The sequence below is a fragment of the Micromonospora sp. CNZ286 genome (genome assembly GCF_014207755.1).
Genome location: NZ_JACHIZ010000001.1, coordinates 7,020,332 through 7,044,545 on the forward strand (window position 1 = coordinate 7,020,332; position 24,214 = coordinate 7,044,545).

At 74.4% G+C, this 24,214-nt stretch carries 19 protein-coding genes; 10 read left to right on the top strand and 9 right to left on the bottom strand.

All coding sequences use genetic code 11. The features are described from left to right. Positions 1-70: 70 nt before the first annotated feature. A complete protein-coding gene (locus tag FHX31_RS31665; protein WP_013289000.1) occupies positions 71-1,249 on the top strand; it encodes a MarP family serine protease in 1,179 nt (392 codons plus the stop codon). Between the two features lie 15 nt (positions 1,250-1,264). On the opposite strand, the gene FHX31_RS31670 is transcribed toward FHX31_RS31665, so the two are convergent. The 4 genes from FHX31_RS31670 to FHX31_RS31685 form a co-directional block, all read right to left on the bottom strand. Then, positions 1,265-1,990, bottom strand: coding sequence for a phosphatase PAP2 family protein (locus tag FHX31_RS31670; protein WP_184977678.1), 726 nt, complete (start codon positions 1,988-1,990; stop codon positions 1,265-1,267). Between the two features lie 30 nt (positions 1,991-2,020). Beyond that, entirely contained in the window at positions 2,021-2,815 is a 795-nt protein-coding gene (locus tag FHX31_RS31675; RefSeq protein WP_184977679.1) for a phosphatase PAP2 family protein, read from the bottom strand. A gap of 40 nt (positions 2,816-2,855) precedes the next feature. After that, positions 2,856-4,169: a type VII secretion-associated serine protease mycosin gene (gene mycP / locus FHX31_RS31680; protein WP_030273750.1), complete on the bottom strand. Its 1,314-nt coding sequence runs from the start codon at positions 4,167-4,169 to the stop codon at positions 2,856-2,858. Between the two features lie 88 nt (positions 4,170-4,257). Further along, positions 4,258-8,196, bottom strand: coding sequence for a type VII secretion protein EccC (locus tag FHX31_RS31685; protein ID WP_013288996.1), 3,939 nt, complete (start codon positions 8,194-8,196; stop codon positions 4,258-4,260). A gap of 105 nt (positions 8,197-8,301) precedes the next feature. Here FHX31_RS31685 and eccD point away from each other — a divergent pair, with 105 nt between their 5' ends. Continuing rightward, positions 8,302-9,684: a type VII secretion integral membrane protein EccD gene (gene eccD, locus FHX31_RS31690; protein WP_013288995.1), complete on the top strand. Its 1,383-nt coding sequence runs from the start codon at positions 8,302-8,304 to the stop codon at positions 9,682-9,684. 58 nt (positions 9,685-9,742) lie between these two features. Here the strand turns inward: eccD and FHX31_RS31695 are convergent, their stop codons facing one another. Beyond that, the gene (locus tag FHX31_RS31695; protein ID WP_013288994.1) at positions 9,743-10,249 is read right to left on the bottom strand and encodes an inorganic diphosphatase; all 507 of its coding nucleotides are present in this window, start codon (positions 10,247-10,249) and stop codon (positions 9,743-9,745) included. A 433-nt stretch (positions 10,250-10,682) separates the two neighbouring features. Here FHX31_RS31695 and dacB point away from each other — a divergent pair, with 433 nt between their 5' ends. The 3 genes from dacB to tilS all read left to right on the top strand — a co-directional run bounded on the left by dacB (position 10,683) and on the right by tilS (position 14,361). Further along, positions 10,683-12,170 (top strand): D-alanyl-D-alanine carboxypeptidase/D-alanyl-D-alanine endopeptidase, encoded by a 1,488-nt coding sequence (gene dacB, locus FHX31_RS31700; protein WP_184977888.1) that lies wholly within the window; start codon positions 10,683-10,685, stop codon positions 12,168-12,170. 66 nt (positions 12,171-12,236) lie between these two features. Then, positions 12,237-13,304, top strand: a complete 1,068-nt coding sequence (locus FHX31_RS31705) for a zinc-dependent metalloprotease (protein WP_041784509.1) — start codon at positions 12,237-12,239, stop codon at positions 13,302-13,304. Positions 13,305-13,410: 106 nt separating this feature from the next. Next, positions 13,411-14,361, top strand: a complete 951-nt coding sequence (tilS, locus tag FHX31_RS31710; RefSeq protein WP_091330634.1) for a tRNA lysidine(34) synthetase TilS — start codon at positions 13,411-13,413, stop codon at positions 14,359-14,361. 119 nt (positions 14,362-14,480) lie between these two features. On the opposite strand, the gene FHX31_RS31715 is transcribed toward tilS, so the two are convergent. Then, positions 14,481-15,440 carry a GlxA family transcriptional regulator gene (locus FHX31_RS31715; RefSeq protein WP_013288990.1) on the bottom strand — a complete coding sequence of 320 codons (960 nt, stop codon included), beginning with the start codon at positions 15,438-15,440 and terminating at the stop codon, positions 14,481-14,483. A 138-nt stretch (positions 15,441-15,578) separates the two neighbouring features. Between FHX31_RS31715 and FHX31_RS31720 the strand changes: the two genes are divergently transcribed. From FHX31_RS31720 to folE, 4 genes are all read left to right on the top strand, one after another. Further along, on the top strand, positions 15,579-15,728 hold the full coding sequence (locus tag FHX31_RS31720) for a hypothetical protein (RefSeq protein WP_162881442.1): 150 nt from the start codon (positions 15,579-15,581) through the stop codon (positions 15,726-15,728). A gap of 99 nt (positions 15,729-15,827) precedes the next feature. Further along, the gene (gene hpt / locus FHX31_RS31725) at positions 15,828-16,403 is read left to right on the top strand and encodes a hypoxanthine phosphoribosyltransferase (protein ID WP_013288988.1); all 576 of its coding nucleotides are present in this window, start codon (positions 15,828-15,830) and stop codon (positions 16,401-16,403) included. Positions 16,404-16,781: 378 nt separating this feature from the next. Next, positions 16,782-18,794, top strand: coding sequence for an ATP-dependent zinc metalloprotease FtsH (ftsH, locus tag FHX31_RS31730; RefSeq protein ID WP_013288987.1), 2,013 nt, complete (start codon positions 16,782-16,784; stop codon positions 18,792-18,794). 86 nt (positions 18,795-18,880) lie between these two features. Then, on the top strand, positions 18,881-19,498 hold the full coding sequence (folE, locus tag FHX31_RS31735) for a GTP cyclohydrolase I FolE (protein ID WP_013288986.1): 618 nt from the start codon (positions 18,881-18,883) through the stop codon (positions 19,496-19,498). Positions 19,499-19,552: 54 nt separating this feature from the next. On the opposite strand, the gene FHX31_RS31740 is transcribed toward folE, so the two are convergent. Together FHX31_RS31740 and FHX31_RS31745 are read right to left on the bottom strand one after the other, a co-directional pair. Then, positions 19,553-20,254: a hypothetical protein gene (locus tag FHX31_RS31740; protein WP_184977680.1), complete on the bottom strand. Its 702-nt coding sequence runs from the start codon at positions 20,252-20,254 to the stop codon at positions 19,553-19,555. After that, on the bottom strand, positions 20,251-22,833 hold the full coding sequence (locus FHX31_RS31745) for an FtsK/SpoIIIE domain-containing protein (protein WP_184977889.1): 2,583 nt from the start codon (positions 22,831-22,833) through the stop codon (positions 20,251-20,253). The genes FHX31_RS31740 and FHX31_RS31745 overlap by 4 nt, the downstream gene beginning before the upstream one ends. 213 nt (positions 22,834-23,046) lie before the next feature. On the opposite strand from FHX31_RS31745, the gene FHX31_RS31750 reads away from it, so the two are divergent. Continuing rightward, positions 23,047-23,607 carry an Rv0361 family membrane protein gene (locus FHX31_RS31750; protein ID WP_030273738.1) on the top strand — a complete coding sequence of 187 codons (561 nt, stop codon included), beginning with the start codon at positions 23,047-23,049 and terminating at the stop codon, positions 23,605-23,607. Positions 23,608-23,610: 3 nt separating this feature from the next. On the opposite strand, the gene FHX31_RS31755 is transcribed toward FHX31_RS31750, so the two are convergent. After that, positions 23,611-24,210: a hypothetical protein gene (locus FHX31_RS31755; protein ID WP_123110626.1), complete on the bottom strand. Its 600-nt coding sequence runs from the start codon at positions 24,208-24,210 to the stop codon at positions 23,611-23,613. Between the last annotated feature and the right edge of the window lie 4 nt (positions 24,211-24,214).

Sequence of the window (24,214 nt, forward strand, 5' to 3'; positions counted from 1 at the left end):
GTACGCATCCCCGGGTCACGTTCCGCGAGCGCTGAGCCGAGCACGGGCCCCGTGCCCGTACCCTTGGGGGGTGTCCGCCGTGGATCTCGTCCTTCTTCTGCTCATGCTCGTGTTCGCGATCAGCGGATACCGTCAGGGTTTCGTCATCGGGGCCCTGTCGTTCTCCGGCTTCTTCCTCGGAGCGCTGCTCGGCCTCCAGGTCGGGCCGCTGATCGCGCAGCAGTTCGCGGCGAGCGGCACACGCGTGCTGATCTCCCTGGTGGCGATCTTCGGGCTCGCGGTGCTGGGGCAGGCGCTGGCGGGCTGGCTCGGCTCGAACCTGCGGGCCGCCATCACCGGCCCGGCCGGCCGGAAGATCGACGACGTCGGCGGCGCGTTCATCTCGGTCATCGCGGTCATGCTCGTGGCGTGGCTGGTCGCCGTGCCGCTCGGCTCCTCCTCGGTGCCGTGGCTGGCCTCCTCGGTCCGCAACAGCGCGCTGCTCACCGTCGTCGACCAGGTGCTGCCGGACAAGGCGCAGGACCTGTCCACAGCGCTGCGCGACACGGTCGACACCAACGGCTTCCCGGACGTGTTCGGCGACCTCGCGCCGACCCGGGCCCGGCAGGTGGCACCGCCCGACCCGGCGCTGGCCAACTCCCAGGTGGTGCAGAACAGCAGGCGGTCGGTGGTGAAGGTGCTCGGCTCCGCGCCGAGCTGCTCGCGCCGCATCGAGGGCTCCGGTTTCGTGTACGCCGACGACCGGGTGATGACCAACGCGCACGTGGTGGCCGGCACCCGCTCGGTGGCTGTGGAACTGCGCGGCGAGCGGTACGACGGCGAGGTCGTCGTCTACGACCCGGACCGGGACCTGGCCGTGCTCTACGTACCCGGGCTGCCCGGCCCGTCGCTGCGCTTCGCCGCCGGCCCGGCCGCCACCGGCGCTGACGCGATCGTGCTCGGCTTCCCGCTCGACGGCCCGTACGACGCCCGCCCGGCCCGGATCCGGGACGTCGACCGGATCACCGGCCCGGACATCTACTCGGCCGGTGACGTCAACCGGGAGATCTACACGATCCGGGCGCTGGTGCGCAGCGGCAACTCCGGCGGCCCGCTGGTCTCCTCGAACGGTCTGGTGCTCGGCGTGATCTTCGCAGCGGCGGCGGACGACCCGAACACCGGTTTCGCGGTGACCGCCGCCGAGGCGCGACCGGTGGCGCTCGCGGGCGCGGAGCGTACCCGGGGAGTGGCGACCGGCGACTGCACCTGAGCCGGCCGGCGGCGCTCAGCCACCCGCCGGCGCTCCCGCCGGTGTCGCCTCGTCGCCCGAGCGGGACAGCGGCAGCCGGGCGCGGCCCCAGGTGAGCGTGCGGTCGAGTACCGCCCGCGCCATGATCGCCACGCAGGCGCCGCCGTTGAGGAACGAGGCGACCACGTCGCTCGGGTGGTGCATGCCCCGGTACATCCGGGTGAGCGCCACGCCGATCGGCACCAGCACCAGCAGCGTCCACCAGCCGACCTTGGCCGGGGTGCTGCGCGCCCGCAGCGCCAGCAGCACCGCGAGACCGACGTAGAGCGCCGTGGCCGCCGAGGTGTGCCCGGACGGGAAGCTGGACGTGGGCGGGGAGGCGTCCATGTGCGCGACGGCCGGGCGGTTCCGGTCGATGGCCATGGTGGTGAACAGGAAGATCAGCGCCTGCGCGGTCACCGCCGCGCACAGGAACAGCGGCTCCCGCCAGCGGTGCAGCACCAGCCGCAGCACCAGCGCCGCCAGCACCGTCACCACGACGATCATCTGGGTGCTGGCCAGCGTGCTGAACACCAGCGAGATGTCGTTCCACCCCGGCGTCCGGTCGCCGGCCAGCTCACGGTTGACCGTGTCCTCCACGGTGAACGGCCAGGTACGGGCCAGCACCCGGGTCACCAGCAGGCCCAGGCCCACCATCAGCGCGAAGAGCAGGGCCAGCGGCAGCAGGACACGCCGGGTGACTCGGATCACGACATCGGACATGGGCACGCCTGTACCCCGGCGCGGGTCCGGTTACGCCCGGCCGCCCTCCGGCCGCTGGTCGGCCAGCTCCGGCTCGACCCCCTCACGGAGCGGACGGGCGGACGGCCGCCCGGATCCGCTGCGCCAGGTGGCGAAGCCGGCCGCTGTCGCGGCCACCACCGCCGCCCCGAGCACCCAGCCGCCCACCACGTCGCTGGTCCAGTGCACGCCCAGCGCGATCCGGCTGAGCCCGGTCACCACTGCGACCAGCACGGCGGCGGTCCACAGCGCGACCCGGCCCCGGCGGCTGTCCCGCACGAACGGCAGGAACACCAGCAGCAGCACACCCGCCGCCAGCGTGGCGTTGAGCGCGTGACCGGACGGAAACGAGTAACCGGCGGCCCGGGCCACCGGGTCGAGCAGATCCGGCCGGTCCCGGCCGACGAGCAGCTTGAGCAGCGCGCCGAGCAGCCCGCCGGCGGCCATTGTGACGACCACCCAGATCGCGAGCCTGGGCGCGCCGCGCCGGACCAGCCAGACCACCGCCACGACCGCGGCCACCCGCAGCGGCCCGGGCCCGAACACGTGCGTCCAGACCGTCATCACACCGACCCAGGCGGAATGGTCCTGTGCGTAGCCGTGGAACGCGTCGGCGATCGAGGCGTCCAGCCGCAGCAGAGGCGGCCACGCGCCGAGCACCAGCAGCGCGATCAGGGCGAACGGCACCAGCACCAGGAACGCCGCGACCGCGGCCAGGGTGAGCCGCAGGCCCAGCGAGTGCTCGGGGTCGAGGCGGCGGCTCCGCCACGATCGCTGCCGCGTGACAGTGGCCCCGGTGGTGTCCATGGAGCTCTCCCTACCCATCCGAGGGCGGGATCAGACCGGTTCAGCGACGGGTCTGCCGGAACCGGCGAACCATCAACGCGGTGCCGGTGACGAGTGCGACGAACAGGGCCAGGCCGGTCCAGAGCCGTTCCGGGGCGGAGGCGTCCGTCTGGCCCGCCGGCCGGGCGTTCCAGCCCTCCGAGGAACGCCCCAGCGGGTCACCGCCCCGGCCCGCCGCGGCGGCCCGGGTGTCCCGCGTGTCGCCGGGCGCCGGCCCGAAGCCCACCACGCCGGGGGAGCCGTTGTCGTCGAGCGGGTTGTGGCCCACCGCCGGGACGTCGGCGGTGAGCGCGGCCACCGGATCGACAAGGCCGTAGCCGAACCGGTCGTCCCGGCCGGTCGGGCCGAGATCCCGGGCGGTGGCGATCAGCCGGTTCACCACGTCCCCGGCTGACATCTTCGGATACCGCGCGCGGACCAGGGCAGCCGTCGCGGCGACGAGCGGCGCGGCGAAGCTCGTACCCTGCACCCGCCAGTAGCCCTCCGGCCGGGCGCCGTAGAGCCCGGTGGCCGGGGCGCTGAGCACCGTCTCGTGACCCGTGATCGAGCCGGACCAGAGGTTCTCGCTGGTCCGCTCCAGCCCGGCGACCGCGAGCACACCCGGTTCCCGGGCCGGGTACCAGACCTCGGTGGTCGTCGAGGTGGCCAGATTGCCGGTGCAGGCCACCACCACCACGTCCCGGGCGAACGCGTAGTCGAGCGCCGCGGCCAGGGCCGGGTTGTCGCTGCTGCCGCCGAGCGACAGGTTGACCACCTGGGCGCCGTTGTCGACCGCCCAGCGCACCGCCTTGGCGATGATCAGCGCGTCGTCGTAGCGGTTCTCGGCGTCGAGGACCCGGACCGGAAGGATCTTGGCGTCCGGCGCGAGCCCCAGCACGCCCCGGTCGTCGTCGGCCCGCCCGGCGATCAGCCCGGCCACCGTGGTGCCGTGCCCCACCGGGTCCGGGCCGTCCGAGCCGTCCGGCGTCACCAGATCGAGGCCGGGCAGCACCTGGCCCGCCAGGTCGGGGTGGGTGCCGTCCACACCGGAGTCGATCACCGCGACCACCACGCCGCGCCCGGTCGAGGTGCGCCACGCGGTCTTCGCCCGCAACTCCTCCAGCTGCCACTGCTCGTCGCGTACCTGATCGGTGCGCAGCAGGCGGTCGGGGGACACCCAGGGACGCGCCACTGTGGCCGGGGCGGCGGGCGCGGCGTGGGCCGGCGGCGCCAGCGGACCGGCGACGGTGGCCAGCGCCGACACGGCGGCGAGCAGCGCGCGTCCGGCGCGACGCCGGGGCGGCCCACCGGGCGGTCCCTGCCGATCCCCTGTCACATTCCCCAGCCGTTCGGTCGCGTCAGACACATGCTGCACGGAGATTACCGGTTGTCCCGACCGTCACGGGGCAACTCCGCGAGGCGGATCACCCGGGCGGGAGATGCGCCAACTGCACCAGGCGCACCCCCTCCCGGCGCGTGACCAGACGCGCCCGCCCCGGGGGCAGCGGCCCGGCCTTGACCTGACCGACGAGCGCGCCCTCCTCCGGGCCGCCCGACATCACCAGCCCGGCCGTGGACAGCTCGCGCAGCCGCTGCACGATCGGCTCGTACGCGGTCCGCCCGGCACCGCCGGTACGCCGCGCCAGCACCAGGTGCAGCCCGACGTCCCGCGCGTGCGGCAGATGCTCCTCCAACGCCCGCAACGGATTCGTCGGGCCACCGGCCACCAGGTCGTAGTCGTCGACGAGCACGAACAGTTCCGGTCCCTGCCACCACGACCGGCTGCGCAGCTGCGCCGGGGTCACCTCCGGCCCCGGCTGCCGCCCCTGGAGATAGCCTGCGGCCGACTCGATCAGCTCGGCGGTGTGCGGCGCCGCGGTCCCGTACCCGATCAGGTGCGGCGTCTCGATCACGCCCATCAGGCTGCGCCGGTAGTCCACGAGCATCACCCGGGCCTGCTCCGGGGTGAACCGGTTGACGATCGAGGTGGCGAGCGCCCGCAGGAACGACGACTTGCCGCACTCGGCGTCGCCGAAGACCAGGAAGTTCGGCTCGGTGGCGAAGTCCAGCACCACCTGGGACAGGTCCGCCTCGGCCACGCCGATCGGGAACGCCAGCCCGCTCGTCGCGCTCTGGTCCAGCTCGGCGTACGGCAGCACCGGCGGAAGCAGCCGCACCCGGGGCGCCGGCGGACCGGTCCACGCGCCGGCGACCGCCTTGACCATGTCGGCGGTCTCCGCGCCCAGTGCCTCGACGCGGGGTTCGGCGGTGAGGAAGTGCAGCCCTCCCGCCGTGATGCCGCGTCCCGGACGCTCCTCCGGCACGGTTGCCGCCAGCGCGCGCTTGACCACCACCGAGTCGGCCGGGTCGCCGAGACGCAACTCCAGGCGGGAGCCGAACAGGTCACGGATCGCCGGGCGGAAGTCCGACCAGCGCAGCGCGCTCGCCACCACGTGCACCCCGTACGCCAGGCCCCGGGTGGCGAGCTCGGTGACCAGCGGTTCCAGATCCTCGTACTCGCCGCGCAGCGTGTTCCAGCCGTCCACCACAAGGAACACGTCCCCGAACGGGTCCGGCGCGCCCGCCGCCCGCCGCCGTCGCCATGCGGCCATCGACTCCACACCGGCCTCGGCGAAACGCCGCTCCCGCTCGGCCAGCAGGCCGGCGACCTCGCCGACGGTACGGCGCACCGCGGTGCCGTCGGTCCGCCCGCTGACACCGCCCACGTGCGGCAGGTCGCGCAGCGTGCCCAGCGTCCCGCTGCCGAAGTCGAGGCAGTAGACCTGCACCTCGGCCGGGGTGTGGGTGAGCGCGAGCGCGCAGACCAGGGTGCGCAGCAGGCTGGACCGGCCGCTGCGGGTGGTGCCGACCACAGCGACGTGCCCGGCCGCGCCGTCCAGCGCCAGCCAGAGCAGGTCACGCCGCTGCTCGAACGGCTTGTCCACCACCGCCACCGGCACCTGGAGCGCCCCGTGCAGCTCCGGATTCGCCACCGTGAGCCCGCGTACCGGGTCGGTGCCGACCGGGCCGAGCAGCTCGTCCAGGGCGGGCGAGGCGTCCAGCGGTGGCAGCCACACCTGATGCGCCGGTGGGCCCTGCCCGGTCAGCCGGTCCACGAGCAGGTCCAGCAACGTCTCGCCGCTGTCGTCCTCGGCGGGCGGGGCGACGGGCGCGGGCGGCTCGGGCACCGGGACCAGGTGGGTGGAGAACGCGAGCACACGCGCCTCACCGGCGCCGGACGCGCCCGCCCCGCCGCCGCGGCGGCGGACCGCGCCGGAGACGTACGCGGCCTTGAACCGGACCAGCGGATCGGTGCCCGAGCGCAGGTAACCGTGCCCCGGGCTGCGCGGCAGCTCGTGCGCGTCCGGCACGCCCAGCACCGTCCGGGACTCCAGCGCCGAGAACGTCCGCAAACCGATCCGGTACGACAGGTGCGTGTCCAGCCCGCGCAGCCGCCCCTCCTCCAGCCGCTGGCTGGCAAGCAGCAGGTGCACCCCGAGCGACCGGCCCAGCCGGCCGATCTGCACGAACAGGTCGATGAAGTCGGGCTTGGCGGACAGCAGCTCGGAGAACTCGTCGCAGATCAGCAGCAGCGACGGCAGCGGGGCCAGCGGCGAACCGGCCGCCCGGGCCCGCTCGTAGTCGCGCACGCTCGCGAAGTTGCCGGCCCGGCGCAGCAGCTCCTGCCGGCGCATCAGCTCCCCGTTGATCGCGTCCACCATCCGGTCCACAAGCGGCAGCGCGTCGGCCAGGTTGGTGATCACGGCGGCGGTGTGCGGCAGCCGCCCGAACGGCGCGAACGTGGCGCCGCCCTTGAAGTCGACGAGGACGAAGTTGAGCTGTTCCGAGCTGTGCGTGGCGGCCAGCCCGAGCACGAGCGTGCGCAGCAGCTCCGACTTGCCCGAGCCGGTCGCGCCGATCAGCAGGCCGTGCGGGCCCATGCCGTCCTGCGCCGACTCCTTCAGGTCGAGGTCGATCGCCCCGCCGTCGGCGCCCACGCCGATCGGCACCCGCAGCCGGTCCCGCGCGGCCCGGGGCGCCCAGCCCTGCTCGGCGGTGAAGCTCTCCGGGTCGCCGAGACCCAGCAGCTCGGGCAGACCCAGCTCGGCGCCGGGCGGCGCGTCCGGTCCGCGTACCGTGCCGGCCAGCCGCAGCGGCGCGAGCCGCCGGGCCACCGCCTCGGCGTCGGCGGGCGCCAGCGCGTCGGCGGCGCCCACCTCGGCGTGCCCCTCCGCGGAGTGCGAGTGCAGCCGGCCGTCGACCAGGTCGAGCAGGAGCGCGTACCGGTCGAGCAGCCGGGGCGGCGGAGTGTCCAGGTCGAGCACTGTGACCGCGTCGATGCCGCCGTCACCGGCCAGGTCGGTCGCGCCGGTCAGGTCACCGCCGTCGAGCACCACCACGACGTGCGGCCCGTCGGTGGCGGTGCCGTGCGGGCTGAACCGGGACCGGGCGCCGAGCACGTCGTCGAGCAGCCGTTCCAGGTCGGCGGCGGAGCTGGTGACCAGCCGCACCGGGCCCAGCGCGTCGGTGCGCGCCGGATGGTGGGCGTGCGGCAGCCACTTCACCCACTCCCAGGCGGTCCGGCGTTCCGGCCCGGCGCAGACCGCGATCAGCAGCTCGTCCGGCGCGTGGAAGACGGCGAGCTGGGTGAGCACCGCCCGGGCCAGCGCCTGCGCGGCGGGCGAGCCGGCGCCGCGTACCGGGCCGGCCGGGCCGCGCACGAATACCCGGGCGAAACTGCGCAGCGACAGCGCCACCGGCAGGTCCGGCACCACCGAGTACGCGTCCAGGAAGCGCCGCAGCGCCCCGGCCGTCATCGGCTCCAGCTCCTCCAGCGGGCGGGTGACCGGCGGGACCAGCGGGGTGGCGAGCGTCTGCGGGCCCACACCGACCCGGACCACGGCGAAGTCCGGGTCGCCCGGCCGGCGCTCCCACACCCGGTGACTGTCGACTGTCGACCAGAGCCGCCCCGGCTCCGGATGGCGGTAGGACAGCCCGGCCCGCTGAGCGCCGGCGGTCTCCCGCACCCGGCGCCGGAGCGTGGCGAGGTGGCGCAGGTACTCCCGGCGGGCGGCCATCAGCTCGGACTTCTTCGGCCCGGCGCTGCCCCAGGTGGTGACCAGCATCGCCAGCGAGGAGAGGCCGAACATGCCGCCCACCACGTACGAGTAGGCCCCGCCGCCGCGGCCGAACATCATCGCCATGGCCACCGTCCCGCCGAGCATCGGCAGCACCATCAGCGCCTGCTGCCAGCGCCCACCGGCGGCGGCGGGGATCTCCGGCGGCGCCTCGACGGGCAGCTCACCGACCGGGATCTCCGGTGCCGGGCGGCGTGGCGGCCGCTTGATGACGACAGTGGACACTCACCCTCCCCGGAAGTGGCTCTGGGTAACCCGAGCCTGGCTCATCGTAGGTAAAGTCCTCTCGTCCGTCAGCCCACTCCCTCCGCTCGATATGGAGATGCCTCGATGACAAGCGGGCTCGCCCGGGTCACGATCAGCGCGCCCAGGCGGCGGGTCGACGTGGCCCTCCCGGAGCAGGTGCCCCTGGCCGAGCTGTTGCCCGAGGTGCTCCGGCACGCCGGTGAGGGGCTGGCCGACGACGGGGAACGGCACGGCGGGTGGGTGCTGCGCCGGACCGACGGGGCGGTGCTCGCCACCGCCCAGGCGCTGCTGCCGCAAGGAGTGCGCGACGGCGAGGTGCTGCACCTGGTGCCGGCCCGCGCGCAGTGGCCCGAACTGGAGTACGACGACGTGGTCGAGGCGATCGTGGACGGCGCCCGGCGCCGGGGTGCCGCCTGGTCGGGCCGGGCCACCCGGGCCGCGGCGCTCGCCGGTGCCGCCGTACCCCTGGCCGTCGGCCTGGTCGCCGTGGTCGCGGCCGGGCCGGGCGCGCGCGGCTGGCCGGTCGCCGCGGCGGTCGCCCTGATCCTGGTGCTCACCGCCACCGCGGCGTCCCGGGCGTACGGGGACGGCCCGGTCGGCGCCACGCTCGGCGGGTACGCGCTGCCCTGGGCCGCGGCGGCCGGTGCGCTGGCGGTCACCTCCGGCGACCCGGTCGGCCCGATCCCCGGCCTGCGCTGGGTCGGCGCCCCCGAACTGCTGGTCGGCTCGGTGGCGCTGCTGCTGGTGGCGGTGCTCGGCCTGCTCGGCGTGGCCAGCCGGTCCCGAGTCTCCGTGGCCGGGGTGACTGTCGGCGTGGCAGGCGTGGCGGCCGCGCTCGGCGGGCTGCTGCTCGACCCGGACGGCACCGCCGCGGTCCTGCTCGCCGTGCTGGTGTTCGCGCTCGGCGGGCTGCCGTTGCTGGCCATCCGGGTCGGCAAGCTGCCGCTGCCGCCGCTCACCCTGCCCAGCCCGGCCGGCACCCGGGACCTGCCGGACCGGGGGCGGGTGCACGCGGCGGTGGCCCGCGCCGAGGAGGTGCTCACCGGGATGCTGCTCGGCCACGCGGTGCTCGCAGTCGGCGCGGTCGCGGTGCTCGTCTCCGTCGGGCGTACCGCCGGGCTGCTGCTCGCCGCCGTCGCCTGCGGGGTGCTGCTGCTGCGCTCCCGGCTGTTCGTGGCGGTACGGCACCGGGTGCCCGCTGTCGTCGCCGGGCTGGCCGGGTTCGCCCTGCTCGGCGTGGTGCTGGCCGAGCGGGCCGGTCCCGGTGGCCGCCTGGCGCTGACAGTGGGCGGGCTGGCCCTGGCACTCACGGCGGTCACCGCCGGCGCCACGTACGCCCGGCGCCCGGTCTCCCCGTACCTCGGCCGGCTGGCCGACCTGACCGACACCGCGCTCGTGGTCGCGGTCGTGCCGGTGGCCTGCGCGGTGCTCGACCTCTACGACCGGGCCCGCGACCTGCTCGCCTGAACACGCGCAAGGCCCGGGTCGCGACGCGCGACCCGGGCCTCCGGCGAAAGCGTGAGCGTCAGTGCAGCGTCTCGCCGCGCTCCTCGGCCTCCTTGGCGCGCCGGTACGACGCGGCGATCTCCGCCTCGGCCTCGACCCGGCCCACCCAGGTCGCGCCCTCGACCGACTTGCCCGGCTCCAGGTCCTTGTAGACCTCGAAGAAGTGCTGGATCTCCAGCCGGTCGAACTCGCCCAGGTGGTGGATGTCGCGCAGGTGCTCCTGACGCGGGTCCTCGTAGGGCACGCAGAGGACCTTGTCGTCGCCGCCCTTCTCGTCCGTCATCCGGAACATGCCGATGGTGCGGCAGCGGATCAGGCAGCCCGGGAACGTCGGCTCCGGCACCAGCACCAGCGCGTCCAGCGGGTCGCCGTCCTCGCCCAGGGTGCCCTCGATGAACCCGTAGTCGGCCGGGTACTGCGTGGAGGTGAAGAGGGTGCGGTCCAGCCGGATGCGGCCGGTCGCGTGGTCTACCTCGTACTTGTTCCGGTGACCCTTGGGGATCTCAACCGTGACGTCGAAATCCATCTTCCACGCTCCCTCGTTTGCCCACGCTGGCTAACGGAAACCAGCGGCTCACCCCCGGCGCGGGGTGAACGCCCCCCGTCGGCTCCGGCCGCCGCATAGTGTTCGGACCGAAGTAGTGTCGCCCAAGGCGATTTCGAGCGGGGAGGAGGGGGCCGTGGGGAGGGAAGATTCACACTACCGCCCCGAGAGGGTTGACGGGCGCGGGTCCGCCGGTTCCGGTTCCGGCGGGGCCACCGGGCGGGTGTCCGTCCCTGGTGCGAACGTCCCCCATCGTCCGGCTCCGGCCACCGGGTCCGCCCGCGTCGGCCCGCCGCACCACGGCTCCGGCCCGGCGAGCGGCTCGGCCCGCGTCGGCCCGTCCCACGACCCGACGGCTCCGCTGAACTGGCCCGGCGCGCCGGACTCGATCCCGGTCAGCCCGCCGGTCCCGCCGATCGGCGCCGCGCCGCCCGTACCCTCCGGGCCGCCCCCGGGCCGGCCGCGACGCGGCCGGCGGCTCGTCGCGGCGCTCGCCTGCGTGCTCGTGCTGGCCCTGGCGGTGGCCGGGCTCGCCGTGCTGCGCCCCGGCCCGGTCGCCGGGTGGCTGGGCGACGACGACAGCACGGGTACGGCGGTCGCCGCGCCGCCCGAGCCCTCCCCGCAGGCCGTGCTGGCCGGGCCGGACGGCAACGCCCCGCTGCCCACCGAGGCCGGTATCCGCTCCGCGCTGGACCCGCTGGTCCGCGCCGCCGCGCTCGGCGACCGGGTGCACGTGTCGGTGGCCGACGTGAGCACCGGCCAGGCGCTCTACGGCAGCGGTCAGGACACGCCCACCGTGCCCGCCTCGGTGACCAAGCTGGCGACCGGCGTGGCGGTGCTCGCCGCACGCGGCCCGGCCTACCGGATCCCGACCCGGGCCGTGGCCGGCGCCAACCCGGGCGAGGTGGTCCTGGTCGGCGGCGGTGACCCCACGCTCGCCGTGGACAAGAACGGCTTCTACCCGGGCGCGGCCCGGCTGGACGACCTCGCCGCCCAGGTGCGCGACGCGCTCGGTGGCACCGCGCCGACCAAGGTGATCGTCGACTCGTCGCTGTTCAGCGGCCCGGTCTTCGAGCCCGGCTGGGACGCCGACATCCCCACCGGCGGTTTCGGCGCGGCGATCACCGCGTTGATGACCGACGGTGCCCGGAAGAACGCGGCTGAGGCGCGGCGCACCGCCGAGCAGACCAATCACGCCGCCGAGCGGGTGCCGCAGCCCGACCTGACCGCCGGCCGGCAGTTCGCCAAGCTGCTCGGCCTGACCGGCGGCGCCGCCCAGGTGACCCGGGGCACCGCGCCGGCCGCGTCCGGCGCCACGGGTACGGCCCCCGGCGCCGAACTCGGAAAGGTCGAATCACTGCCGATGATCCGGCTGGTCGACATCATGATCAGCGACAGCGACAACGTGATCGCCGAGGCGATGGCCCGCCAGGTGGCGCTCGCCAAGGGCAAGCCCGGCTCGTTCGCCGGCGGCGCGGCCGCCACCGACCAGGTGCTCGGCGAGCTGGGCCTGCCCGCCGGCGAGATCAGCCTGGCCGACGGCAGCGGGCTGTCCCGCACCAACCGGATCAGCCCCTCGCTGCTCACCGACCTGATCACGCTCGCCGGCAACGGCAGCCACCCCGAACTCGCCGCGATCTTCGGCGGTCTGCCGGTCGGCGGCTGGTCCGGCACGCTCGACGAGCGCTACCGCGCGGCGGCGACCCGCGCCGGAGCGGGTGTCGTCCGGGCCAAGACCGGCACGCTGAGCGGCGTCAACGCGATCGCCGGCACGGTGACCACAGCCGACGGCCGGCTGCTCACGTTCGCCGTGCTCACCGACCGGACCCAGGGCTCGCTGGACGACACCCGGGCGGCGCTGGACCGGATCAGCTCCGCGCTGGCCGGGTGCGGCTGCCGCTGACCGACGGGCGTCGATAGGCCGGCGCGAGCCCGGGTGGGGGTGTTCCGGCGCGGGTACGGTGGGTTCATGGCGCAGTTCGTGGACTGGGATCTGGCCGCCGCGACAGCGGGGGCGCTGAGCAAGTCGGGCCCCCGGGTGTCGTACGCCGAGGCCACCGACGTGGTCGGCGACCTGCGCCGGCTGACCGAGGAGGCGGCCGGTCACGTCGCCGACTACACCGGCCTGCGTGCGCAGGTCGCGCACCCGCCGGTACGCGTGGTCGACCGCCGGGACTGGGCGGCGGCGAACATCGCCGGGCTGCGTGAGGTGGTCTCCCCGCTGGTCGAGCGCCTCTCCGGGGACAAGCGGCCGGGCGCGCTCACCGAGGCGATCGGCTCCCGGGTCACGGGCGTGCAGGCCGGCACCGTGCTGGCGTACCTCTCCGGCCGCGTGCTCGGCCAGTACGAGGTCTTCGCCGGCGACCCCGGCCAGCTGCTGCTGGTGGCCCCGAACATCCTGGAGGTCGAGCGGAAGCTCGGCGCCGACTCGCGTGACTTCCGGCTCTGGGTGTGCCTGCACGAGGTGACCCACCGCACCCAGTTCACCGCCGTGCCGTGGATGCGCGCGTACTTCCTCGGCGAGGTGCAGGCGTTCGTGGACGCCTCCCAGGGCGGCGAGCACCTGCTGGAGCGGGTCCGCCGCGGCGTGGCGACGCTCTCCGACGCGGTCAAGGACCCGGAGAGCCGGGCCAGCGTGCTGGACATCGTGCAGACCCCGGCGCAGCGCGCGGTGCTGGACCGGCTGACCGCGCTGATGACGCTGCTGGAGGGCCACGCCGAGTTCGTGATGGACGGCGTCGGCCCGCAGGTCATCCCCAGCGTCGAGTCGATCCGGGCGGCGTTCAACCGCCGCCGCGAGTCCGGCAACCCGCTGGAGAAGGCGATCCGGCGGCTGCTCGGCATCGAGGTCAAGATGCGCCAGTACGCCGAGGGCCGCAAGTTCGTGCACGGCGTCGTCGACCGGGTGGGGATGCAGGGCTTCAACAAGATCTTCTCGTCGCCGCTGACGCTGCCCCGCCTGGACGAGCTGGGCGACCCGGACGCCTGGGTGTCACGCGTACACGGGCCCGCTGGTGCCACCCCGCCCGTCGGCTGATCCGGCCGGTTCGGCTGGTCCGCTCGGTCCGGCTTCTTCCGCGGGCCGGGCGGATTCCGGCGCCCGGTCGCGTCGCTCGCCGTCGCCTGCTCCCGCCGTCGCCGCCGTGCGGCTCGCCGTCCGCCGGGTGCTGACCGGCCTGCCCGGCGGCGGCCCGGTGCTGGTGGCCTGCTCCGGCGGGGCCGACTCGCTCGCGCTCGCCGCCGCCACCGCGTTCGTGGCCCCCCGGCTCGGACGGCAGGCCGGCCTGGTGACGGTCGACCACGGCCTGCAAGCCGGGTCGGCGGAACGGGCCGAGGCGGTCGCCGACTGGGCCCGCGCCGAAGGGCTCGACCCGGTCGAGGTGCTTCCGGTACGCGTGGACGGCCGGCCCGGCGGTCCGGAGGCGGCCGCCCGCGAGGCCCGGTACGAGGCGCTGATCGCGGCCGCCCACCGATTCGACGCAGTCGGTGTGCTGCTCGGGCACACGCGCGACGAGCAGGCCGAGACAGTCCTGCTGGCGCTGGCCCGGGGCGCCGGACCGCGCGGGCTGTCCGGGATGCCGGAGCGGCGCGACGTCGACGGGGTACCCCTGCTGCGCCCACTGCTCGACGTCCCGCGCGCCGACACCCGGGCCGCCTGCGAAGCGCTCGGGCTCGACCCGTGGGCGGACCCGCACAACGCCGACCCCGCGTACGCCCGGGCCCGGGTCCGGTCCGACGTGCTGCCGGGACTCGTCGACGCGCTCGGGCCGGGGGTGGTGGCCAACCTGGCCCGTACCGCCGGGCTGCTCGCGGCCGACAACGCCGCGCTCGACGCGCTCGCCGACGCCGCGCTCGCCGACGCCCGGACCAGGGAGGGCGGGCTGTCCGTAGCCGGGCTCGCCGAGTTGCCGGCCGCCGTCCGTACCCGGGTGCTGCACACCTGGGCCCGCGAGCTGGGCGCCGCGCCGGCCGCGCTGTCCCACAGGCACGTGGCCGCGCTGGACGCCCTGGTCACGGCGTGGCGCGGACAGGGCCCGGTGCACCTGCCCGGCAACCACCAGGTACGCCGCCACGCGGGTCACCTCCTGCCCTGACCCGAGCGGGCGGCCCCCCTACCCCCCCGTTGATCAAGGCCTTTTGGTCACGTTCCGGCCCTCCCCAGCCCGCAAACTCCTTGATCACCGCTCCAGAGGTGCCGGCGGTGTGGGGTGGGTCAGGTGGTCTGGCGGTCTCGGAAGGTGGTGCGGTAGGCGAGCGGGGTGGTGCCCACCCGGCGAGTGAAGTGGTGCCGCAGCGCTGCCGCGTCGCCGAAACCGGCCTGCTCGGCGACGCCCTCCACGCTCAGTGACGTGTCCTCCAGCAGGTGCCGGGCCAGCAGCACCCGCTGGTTGGTCACCCAGTCGTGCGGGGTGGTGCCGGTCTCGGCGCGGAACCTGCGGGCGAACGTACGTGGGGCCATCCCGGCGCGCGCCGCCAGCTCGTCCACTGTCACCTGTCGCGGCAGGTGTCCCATCAACCATTCCAGCACCGGTTCCAGCGTGGGTGCCTCCGGCGCCTTGGGGATCGGCGCCTCGACGTACTGCGACTGGCCGCCGTCGCGGTGCGGCGGCACCACCATCCGGCGGGCCAGCCGGGTCGCCACCGCGGAGCCGTGCTCCTGGCGTACCAGATGCAGGCAGGCGTCGATGCCGGCGGCGGTGCCTGCGCTGGTGAGCAGCCGGTCGTCCTGCACGTAGAGCGAGTCGCACTGGACCCGGGCGGCCGGGAAGCGCTGCTGGAGTTCGTCGGTGTACCGCCAGTGGGTGGTGCAGTCGCGCCCGTCCAGCACGCCCGCCTCGCCGAGGACGAACGCGCCGGCGCAGACGCTGAGCAGCCAGGCGCCCCGGTCGGCGGCGCGGCGCAGCGCGGCGAGCACCGGCTCGGGGACCGGGGTGCCGTCGGCGTGCGCGGGGACCGCTACCAGGTCGGCGTCCTCGACCGGGCCGAGGCCGGCGGTGGGGGTGAGCAGGAACCCGGAGCGGCTGCGGACCGCGCCGCCGTCGGCGGTGCAGACGTCGAACCGGTATCCGGGGAAGCCGTCGGCGGTGCGGTCGGTGCCGAAGACCTCGGCGAGCACGCCGAGTTCGAAGGCGGCGACGTGGTCCATGGCGATGACGGCGACCGAGCGGAGCATGTGACGAGGGTAACCCGACAGGTGGCAGGAAATCGATGCCCGATGACATTCCTGCCACTGTCCGGATCGGTCGGTGGCCCGCAGAATCAATGGTGTCCGGTGCGCACCGGCGGCGAAAACAGTCTCAACCATGCGAAAGTGAGCGCCGCCATGACCGTTCTGCTGCTCCTGCTCTTCCTGCTCCTTCTCGTCGGCGCCAGCGCCTTCGGGTTCACCGCCGACACCCGCGACTCGGCCGACTGGAAGCCGAGCGACGACGGGCAGCGCTGGCGCTCCCGTACCTGCTGAGGTGATTTATTCAGTTCGCGCCGAAAATCCCCGGCGGGACCGCGCCAAAAGGGGCGGCCCCGCCGACGGCGGCGCGGGGGCGTACGGCAGGCTAGGAGCATGGCTGACGGCTCCTGGTACGACGCCGACATCGACCACGTGATCATCTCGGAGGCGCAGATCCGCGACAAGACCGCGGAGCTGGCCAAGCAGGTCTCGGCGGACTACGCCCACGTCGAGGACGGCCTGCTGCTCGTTTGTGTGCTCAAGGGAGCGGTCATGTTCATGGCCGACTTCGCCCGCGCGCTGGGCCGCCAGGGCCCGCCCGCCGAGCTGGAGTTCATGGCCGTCTCGTCCTACGGCCAGGGCACCACCTCGTCCGGCGTGGTCCGCATCCTCAAGGACCTGGACCGGGACATCGCCGGCCGCCACGTGGTGGTCGTCGAGGACATCGTCGACTCCGGCCTGACGCTGTCCTGGCTGCTGCGCTACCTGGAGTCGCGCTCCGCGGCGAGCGTCGAGGTGGTCGCGCTGTTCCGCAAGCCGGACGCGGTCAAGGTGCAGGTCCCGGTCAAGTACGTCGGGTTCGACATCCCCACCGAGTTCGTCGTGGGCTACGGGCTCGACTTCGGCGAGCGGTACCGCGAGGTGCCCTACGTCGGGGTGCTCAAGCCCGAGGTGTACGCGCGGGCCTGAGGCTTTGCCGAGCCCTTCGTCAGCTGACATTCAGCGGGCTCTCAGTCTTCCGGTCTACGGTAGGGACCGGTGACGTGGAGGCACCCTCCACGCCCGGCCCCTCGAACCGCGTGACCGTGCGGTGTGGGCGGGCCGGGTGGGAGCTCCCCGCCACGCCGGCTCAAACCCGGGTTCGCCCTACGCGTAAGTGCCGGGCTCGCAAGCTCACTCGTCGCGCGTACGGTGTACCGTCGAATGACCGTGGTGCGGCAGTTTGCGTGCCCCGGGGGTCGGGCCGGCCCGCACGGCGGCCCCGGCCGCCGCTCAAGGCGGCGACACCATTCAGACGGTCAGGACGTCGATCAGGAGGATGCGGGCGCCTCGGCACCCGACTACAGCATGGAACGTACGCGTTTCTTCCGCCGACCGGTGGTCTGGATCATCCTGGTCATCCTCGGCGCCGTTGTGCTCAGTCAACTGTTCACCGCTGGTCCCAGCTACCACCGGGTGGACACGTCCGTCGCGCTCGACCAGCTCAACAAGGGTGGCATCGAGAAGGTCGTCTTCCAGGACAAGGAGCAGACGCTCCAGCTCGACCTGAAGGACAAGGCCAAGTTCGACGGCGACACCACCACTGACAAGATCGAGGCGCAGTTCCCGTACGAGGTCGGCGGCCAGGTCTGGAACCAGGTACGCGAGGCCGAGGCGGCGGACCGCATCACCGGCCCGGTCGACACCAAGGTGTCGTCGGACAGCATCTGGGTCAGCCTGCTGGTCAACCTGCTTCCCATCGCGCTGCTCGTGCTCCTGCTGCTGTTCTTCATGTCGCAGATGCAGGGCGGCGGCTCCCGGGTGCTCAACTTCGGCAAGTCCAAGGCGAAGATGATCACCAAGGACACGCCGAAGACCACCTTCGCTGATGTCGCGGGTGCGGACGAGGCCGTCGAGGAACTGCACGAGATCAAGGACTTCCTGCAGAACCCGGCGAAATACCAGGCCCTGGGCGCCAAGATCCCGAAGGGCGTGCTGCTGTTCGGCCCGCCCGGTACCGGTAAGACGCTGCTGGCCCGCGCGGTCGCCGGCGAGGCCGGGGTGCCCTTCTACTCCATCTCCGGCTCCGACTTCGTCGAGATGTTCGTCGGTGTCGGCGCCAGCCGCGTCCGCGACCTGTTCGAGCAGGCCAAGTCGAACGCCCCGGCGATCGTCTTCGTCGACGAGATCGACGCGGTCGGCCGCCACCGTGGCGCCGGCATGGGCGGCGGTCACGACGAGCGGGAGCAGACGCTCAACCAGCTGCTTGTCGAGATGGACGGCTTCGACACCAAGGGCGGCGTCATTCTGATCGCCGCCACCAACCGGCCGGACATCCTCGACCCGGCGCTGCTGCGCCCGGGCCGGTTCGACAGGCAGATCCCGGTCGACGCCCCCGACATGGAGGGCCGCAAGGCCATCCTGCGGGTGCACGCCAAGGGCAAGCCGTTCACGCCCGACGTCGACCTCGACGCGGTCGCCCGGCGTACCCCGGGCTTCAGCGGCGCCGACCTGGCCAACGTGATCAACGAGGCCGCGCTGCTCACCGCTCGTAAGGAGCAGCGGGCGATCACCAACGACTCCCTGGAGGAGTCGATCGACCGGGTGATCGCCGGCCCGCAGCGCCGGACCCGGGTGATGAGCGACCAGGAGAAGAAGATCACCGCGTACCACGAGGGTGGGCACGCGCTGGTCGCCTGGGCGCTGCCGCACGCCGCGCCGGTGCACAAGGTGACCATCCTGTCCCGGGGTCGCTCGCTGGGTCACACGCTCGTCCTCCCGACGGAGGACAAGTACACCCAGACCCGGGCCGAGATGATCGACACCCTGGCGTACGCGCTGGGTGGCCGGGCGGCCGAGGAACTGGTCTTCCACGAGCCGACCACCGGCGCCGGCAACGACATCGAGAAGGCCACGCAGCTGGCCCGCGCGATGATCACGCAGTACGGCATGAGCTCCAAGCTCGGTGCGATCAAGTACGGCACCAGCGGCGACGAGCCGTTCCTCGGCCGCAACATGGGCCACGAGCGGGACTACTCCGACGCGGTGGCCGCCGAGATCGACGGCGAGATGCGCGCGCTGATCGAGCTGGCCCACGACGAGGCCTGGGAGATCCTGGTGGAATACCGGGACGTCCTGGACAACATGGTCCTGGAGCTGATGGAGAAGGAGACGCTCTCCACCGCCGACATGGCCCGGATCTGCGCGCGGGTGGTCAAGCGCCCGCCGATGGCGCCGTACCACGGCTTCGGCAAGCGTCTGCCCTCCACCGAGCCGCCGGTGCTCACGCCGGCCGAGAAGGAGGCGCTGGCGGCGCAGTCCCGCGCCGACGCCGCCGCCTCGATCGGTGGTTCCAGCAACAACTCGGACGGTACGCACTGAACAGCGATCCGACGACGGCCGGCTCCCACCACAGGGAGTCGGCCGTCTCCGCGACCGAGCCCGACGGGGACGACGCGCTCGACTACGTGGCCGCGCGCCTGATCAGCGGCAAGCTCACCGGTGGCCCGGTGGAGGACAGCGTCGACCTCGCCCGGATCGAGAAGGCGGTCCGCGAGATCCTCATCGCTGTCGGCGAGGACCCGGACCGCGACGGCCTCCAGCAGACGCCCGCCCGGGTCGCCCGCGCGTACGCCGAACTCTTCGCCGGCCTGCGGGTCGACCCCGCGCAGGTGCTCCGCACCACGTTCGAGGCCAACCACGAGGAGCTGGTGCTCGTCCGGGACATCGACGTGATGAGCCTCTGCGAGCACCACCTGCTGCCGTTCCGGGGCAGCGCGCACATCGGCTACATCCCCGGCCCGGACGGCCGGATCACCGGCCTGTCCAAGCTGGCCCGGCTGGTCGAGGTGTTCGCCCGCCGGCCGCAGGTGCAGGAGCGGCTGACCTCGCAGATCGCCGACCTGCTGATGTCCAGCCTCGCCCCGCGCGGCGTGATCGTGGTGCTGGAGTGCGAGCACATGTGCATGGCGATGCGCGGCATCCAGAAGTCCGGCGCGAAGACCATCACGTCCGCCGTGCGCGGCGGCCTCCAGAACGACGCGAAGTCGCGGGCCGAGGCGATGGCGCTGATCATGGCCCGCTGACTCCCGACCGACATCGACGGCCGCGTACTCCCGTCCGGGAGGGCGCGGCCGTCGTCAATCGGGCAGCATGGCGAGCAGCAGGCCGGCGGCGGTGAGCACCGCCGGGACCAGACAGACCAGGGCGCCGAAGCGGGGTGTCCGGTCCACCCGGTCGGTGGGCCGCGGGCGGAAGACACGCCCCACCGCGAGCCAGCCCAGCATGAACGCGACAGCCGGCAGCGGCAGCCCCACGAGCAGCGCCAGCACCGTCACCGGCCCCGGGCCGGCGATCGCGTACAACAGCAACTGGAGCAGCGGCACCACGAGCGCCAGCGGCCCGTACACCAAAAGGTTGCGGGGCCGGGCCGGCCACCGGGCGAGCCGCGGCAGGCCGCGCGCGCTCAACGTGTCGTCCGCCGCGTCCGCCCAGTCCCCGGCCGCGCGCAGCGCCGCCAGCACCGCCGACGGCCCGCCCGCCATCGACCGGGCCGCCTCGGTCACCTCCGGCGGCGTCGGGACCAGCGACATCGCCGGTACGCCCAGATCACGCAGCCGGGACTGCTGCGGCGCCAGTCGTTCGCGTACCGCTGTCAGCTCCTCGCGGGCCGCGGCCACCGACCGTGCCTGCTCCCCGGCAGCGGTGGCCGCCGCCCGGCGTACGCCGTCGAGCGCCCGCGCGGCAGCGACGTACTCCGCCCAGGCCGACTCGGCGGGGTCCGCCACGGTGGTCGGGCCACCCGCGCGGGGCCCCGGTACGGCCGTGCCGGTCTCACTCATGCGGCCCCCTCCCCGGCGCGGTCAGTCGCCCGCGGGTCCGGCTCGACCCGCGCGGTCGCCACTTCGGCCGTGCCGAACGGCACGAAGACCGTGCCCTGCTCATCAGGGCCGTCCCAGAGCACCGCGCGTCCCGGCCGGGGCCGCCACCAGACCGGGCGGTCGAAGAGCTGCTCCAGCCGGCCGCCCGGAACGTCGGTGACCGCCACGGCGGTGAGCTTGTCCACCTCGCCCTCCGGGCCGAGCAGTCCGGCCAGCGGAGCCGGTGCCCGCCACCAGCCGAGCAGGTGCCGGCCGGCGGGCGGGCCTTCCAGCAGCAGCGTCCGCAGCAGGTCGGGCGGCAGCTCGGTGGCGTCCGGCACGTCCAGCCCGAACACCACCAGGTAGCCCGGCTCATCCGACTCCATGGCGGTCCGCAGCCCGGCCGCGTCAACGGTCTCCACCCGGTGGCGTCCGGCCAGCTCGGCGGCGAGCACCCCGGCCGGCTCGGCCGAGCCGTTCGCCAGCGGCGCCAGCACGAACCGGGCCGCGCCCGGATGTGCTGCCGCCGCGCTGCGTACCGCCGTGACCAGCAGCCGCTCGGCCTCCTCGTCCCGCCCCAGGACGGCCAGGTTCCGCCCCGCGCCCGGCCCCAGCGGCACCGTCACAGTGGACCGCCGCACGTCCACCGCCCGGCCCAGCAACGCGGCGGGCGCGTGGGCCCGGCCGGCGAGCGCGGCCCGGTGCCGCGGATCGTTGGCGAGCAGCGGGCGGGCGTACCCGGCGAAGACCACCGGCGGGGTCGCCGACTCGCCCCGCGCCTCCCAGAGCCGTCGCCGCAGGTCGGTCAGGACCGCGGGATCCTCGTACGGATCCGGGAAACGGATCATCCGCTCGTGCCCCCGGGTCGCGCCGCGCGGACCGCCCAGGCCACCCGCCGTGTTCACCACCGCGCTGCCCACCGGCAGCCCGGCCGCCGAGTCGTTCGCCGGTTCCAGCACCGCCGAGCCGCCGGGCAGCGCAACCCGCACCGGGAACTGGCCGAGCAGCGGGTCACGTGGGCCGCCGATGCCCAGGTCACCCTCGCCGGCCAGCACCAGGTGGATCCCGTACGACCGGCCGGCGCGGGCGAGCGCGTCCAGCCGGGCCAGCAGGTCGGCGGCGAGCCGGTCCCGCTCGCGCAGCGCCAGCGGGAAGTTGTCGACCACGCAGACGATGCGTGGGAGCGGCTGGTGCTGGCGCAGCTCGGCGTAGCGCTGCCCACCGGCCCGCCGGGACGCCTCCTCGCGGCGGCGCAGCTCCGCCTCCAGCTCGCCGAACAGGTCGGCCACGTACTCCCGGTCGGCCGCCATCCCGGTGGCGCGCACCTGCGGCACCCAGGAACGGTCCCGCTCGGTCTGGAGGAACTCCACGAACGACTCGCCGTCGGCCAGGTCGGCGAGGTAGAGCGCCAGCTCGTCCGGGCCGTACCGGGCGGCGAGGCCGAACAGTGCGTCGGTCAGGAACGCCGACCGGCCCGCCTGACCCCGGCCGCTCACCAGCCAGTGCGGCGTCAGCTCGGTGACGCCCAGGCTGACCGGGCGCCCGGCGGCGTCACCCACAGTGGTGCTCAGTCCGTCGGCCGAGCCGGCCGTCCAGAAGCCGTCGGCCGGCAGCAGGTCACGCAGCGAGAGGCGGGAGCCGTCCTCGATCTGCCGGGCCAACCGCGCGCACACGTCCGCGACCAGATCGGCGGGCGGATCCTCGTCGAGGAACACGGGCGAGTTCAAGCCGACCGGCGGCTCGGCGCCGGGACTGCTGAAGCCGGCGCCGGGCGGGTCGCCGACCAGCGCGTACGCGGTGCGGACCGTGACCGGGGTGGCGCGCGGCAGCGGACTGCCGTCCGGCCAGCCGGCGAGCACCAGATGCAGCCCGGCGCGCGGCCCGCCCTCGGCCAGTCCGGCGAGCCGGTCCAGGTCGGCGGTAGTCGTACCGTCGGGCAGCGCGGCCACCACGAGCAGCAGCGTCCGGTCGTGCCCGCGCTGCCGGGCCGTTCCGGCCGCCACCCACTGCTCCGCCTCGGCCAGCACCGCACGCATCCCGCCGAGGTCGGTGGCGGGCGGTGGCAGCAGGCCGGCGTCGGCGAGCGGCGCGTACCCGGCGAACGTCGCACCGGAACCGTCGTCGACCGCGCGGGCCAGCAGCGCGCCCGCCGGGGTCGCGGCGAACATGCGCAGCAGCAGCGCGCGGAGCAGCCCGGCCACCCGGGCGTCGGAGGCGTCGGCGTCGAGGCTCACATGGCCGCTGCCGAGCAACGGCACCAGCGCGGGGAAGCGGGCGTCGTCGAGCGGCGCCGCGGTGCCCACCCGGACCAGCGGCGGCAGGCCGTCACCGGGAGGCGTCGTCGCGCTCAGCGACTCCAGCGGCCCGCCGGCCCAACCCGGCGCAGCTACTTCTGCAGCCGCCCGCAGGCGCTCGGCCAGCTCGTACTGCCGGTGGTGGTCGGCCGGCGCGGGCCGGATCTCGTCGAGGATGCCCGCCGCCGCCGTCGCGGCGGCCTCGGCCCGGCGGTGCAGCGCGGCGGCCCGGCCGGCGCGCGCCTTCGGAGTCGCCACCGCGTCCACCTCTCTTTCCGAGGCCGACATGTCCTCCCCGAGGTGTGACGGTAACCCAGGCGGCGGCCGTCCACCGGGATGTCGGTCGGCGCGGTGAGCTGGTCGGCGGTGAGCAGCCTCACCCCGCCGCCGGTCGGCGTCCGCCCGGCGGTTCGCCACGATCCGCCGGTTCCAGGCATTGGGTACGCGACGCGCAGCCGATAGCCTCAGGAGGTGGAATCAGTGCAGCCCCCCGCCGGTTCCCAGGTGTCCCGAGTACCGGCGCAGCGGACCCCGCCGGAGCAGTTGGCGCCCCTCGCGCCCGCTCCCGCCCCGGTACGCCCCAAGCGCCCGGTGCGCACAGTGCTCGCTGTCGTCGCGGGGGTGCTGGCGGTGCTCTGCACCGTGGGCGGTGTGGTCGGGTTCGTGCTGTACGACCGCGCGACCGCCCCGGACCGAAGCGCTCCCGACGTCGTGGTGGACAACTATCTCCGAGCCTTCCTCGTGGACCGCAACGACACGAAAACGCAGGAGTTCGTCTGCAAGTCCGAGGGGGACCTTGATGCCCTCCGAAGCCTCCGCGCAGAGATGGAACAGCGGGAGGCCAACTTCAACGTAGTGGTCCGAGCCAGCTGGGGGCCCCTAACCAGGGTCGAGAACGGCGACGGTGAGTCAGTGACCACGACGCTGACCATCTCGAGCTCGGCTGATGGCCAGACGCGAAGCAGTCGCCGGGAGGACTGGCAGTTTCGGGTCGTTGAGCGGGACGGATGGCGCGTCTGCGGGGCAAGTAAGGTCGTTTGACACCTACTCAAGCCAGAGCAGGTGCACCGGCACCTCCAACGTGGTCGGCGCCTGGCCGCGCCAGGCCCACCGGTACCACTCCAGTTCCGGGGCCACCCGCACGCAGATGTCGCCGTCCGCGCCGGAGTAGGTCTCGGTGACGGCACGCAGGTCGCGTCGTTCCACGCCGTTGTCCACGTGCACCACGCGCCGCCCGGTCACCGCGTCGGCCTCGAACACCGGCGTGGGTGGCCGGCGTTCCGGCACGTCCAGCGAGACCAGCCGGAGACCCGGGGCGCTCGCCCCGGCCACCGGCCGTCGCTCACCGATGGTCTCCACCCAGACCCGTTCCACAGGTACCAGCGGCGCGAACACCTCCACCTGCTCGGCCTCGGCCCGGTACCACTCGTGTTCCGGGATCACCGGTACGTAGGTGCGGCTGCCCTGCACCACCCGCTCGTCGGCCCGCAGGTCGCCACGCCAGCCGAGGCCGGGCAGGCCGACGAGCACGCGGCGGCCGCGCAGCTCGGTGCCGCCGGTGGCGGGCACGGTCTCCACCGGCCGGGGCGGCAGCGGCGCCCAGTCGGGCCGGTCGGCGAACGGGTCGGGCAGGGGGTTGCTCATCCGC

What these genes read in the sequence shown, in the direction of transcription:
- FHX31_RS31670 (WP_184977678.1), bottom strand. Translation starts at nt 1,990, where the DNA reads ATGTCCGATGTCGTGATCCGAGTCACCCGGCGTGTCCTGCTGCCGCTG.
- FHX31_RS31675 (WP_184977679.1), bottom strand. Translation starts at nt 2,815, where the DNA reads ATGGACACCACCGGGGCCACTGTCACGCGGCAGCGATCGTGGCGGAGC.
- eccD (WP_013288995.1), top strand. Translation starts at nt 8,302, where the DNA reads ATGACAAGCGGGCTCGCCCGGGTCACGATCAGCGCGCCCAGGCGGCGG.
- FHX31_RS31695 (WP_013288994.1), bottom strand. Translation starts at nt 10,249, where the DNA reads ATGGATTTCGACGTCACGGTTGAGATCCCCAAGGGTCACCGGAACAAG.
- FHX31_RS31705 (WP_041784509.1), top strand. Translation starts at nt 12,237, where the DNA reads ATGGCGCAGTTCGTGGACTGGGATCTGGCCGCCGCGACAGCGGGGGCG.
- FHX31_RS31715 (WP_013288990.1), bottom strand. Translation starts at nt 15,440, where the DNA reads ATGCTCCGCTCGGTCGCCGTCATCGCCATGGACCACGTCGCCGCCTTC.
- hpt (WP_013288988.1), top strand. Translation starts at nt 15,828, where the DNA reads ATGGCTGACGGCTCCTGGTACGACGCCGACATCGACCACGTGATCATC.
- ftsH (WP_013288987.1), top strand. Translation starts at nt 16,782, where the DNA reads ATGGAACGTACGCGTTTCTTCCGCCGACCGGTGGTCTGGATCATCCTG.
- FHX31_RS31740 (WP_184977680.1), bottom strand. Translation starts at nt 20,254, where the DNA reads ATGAGTGAGACCGGCACGGCCGTACCGGGGCCCCGCGCGGGTGGCCCG.
- FHX31_RS31755 (WP_123110626.1), bottom strand. Translation starts at nt 24,210, where the DNA reads ATGAGCAACCCCCTGCCCGACCCGTTCGCCGACCGGCCCGACTGGGCG.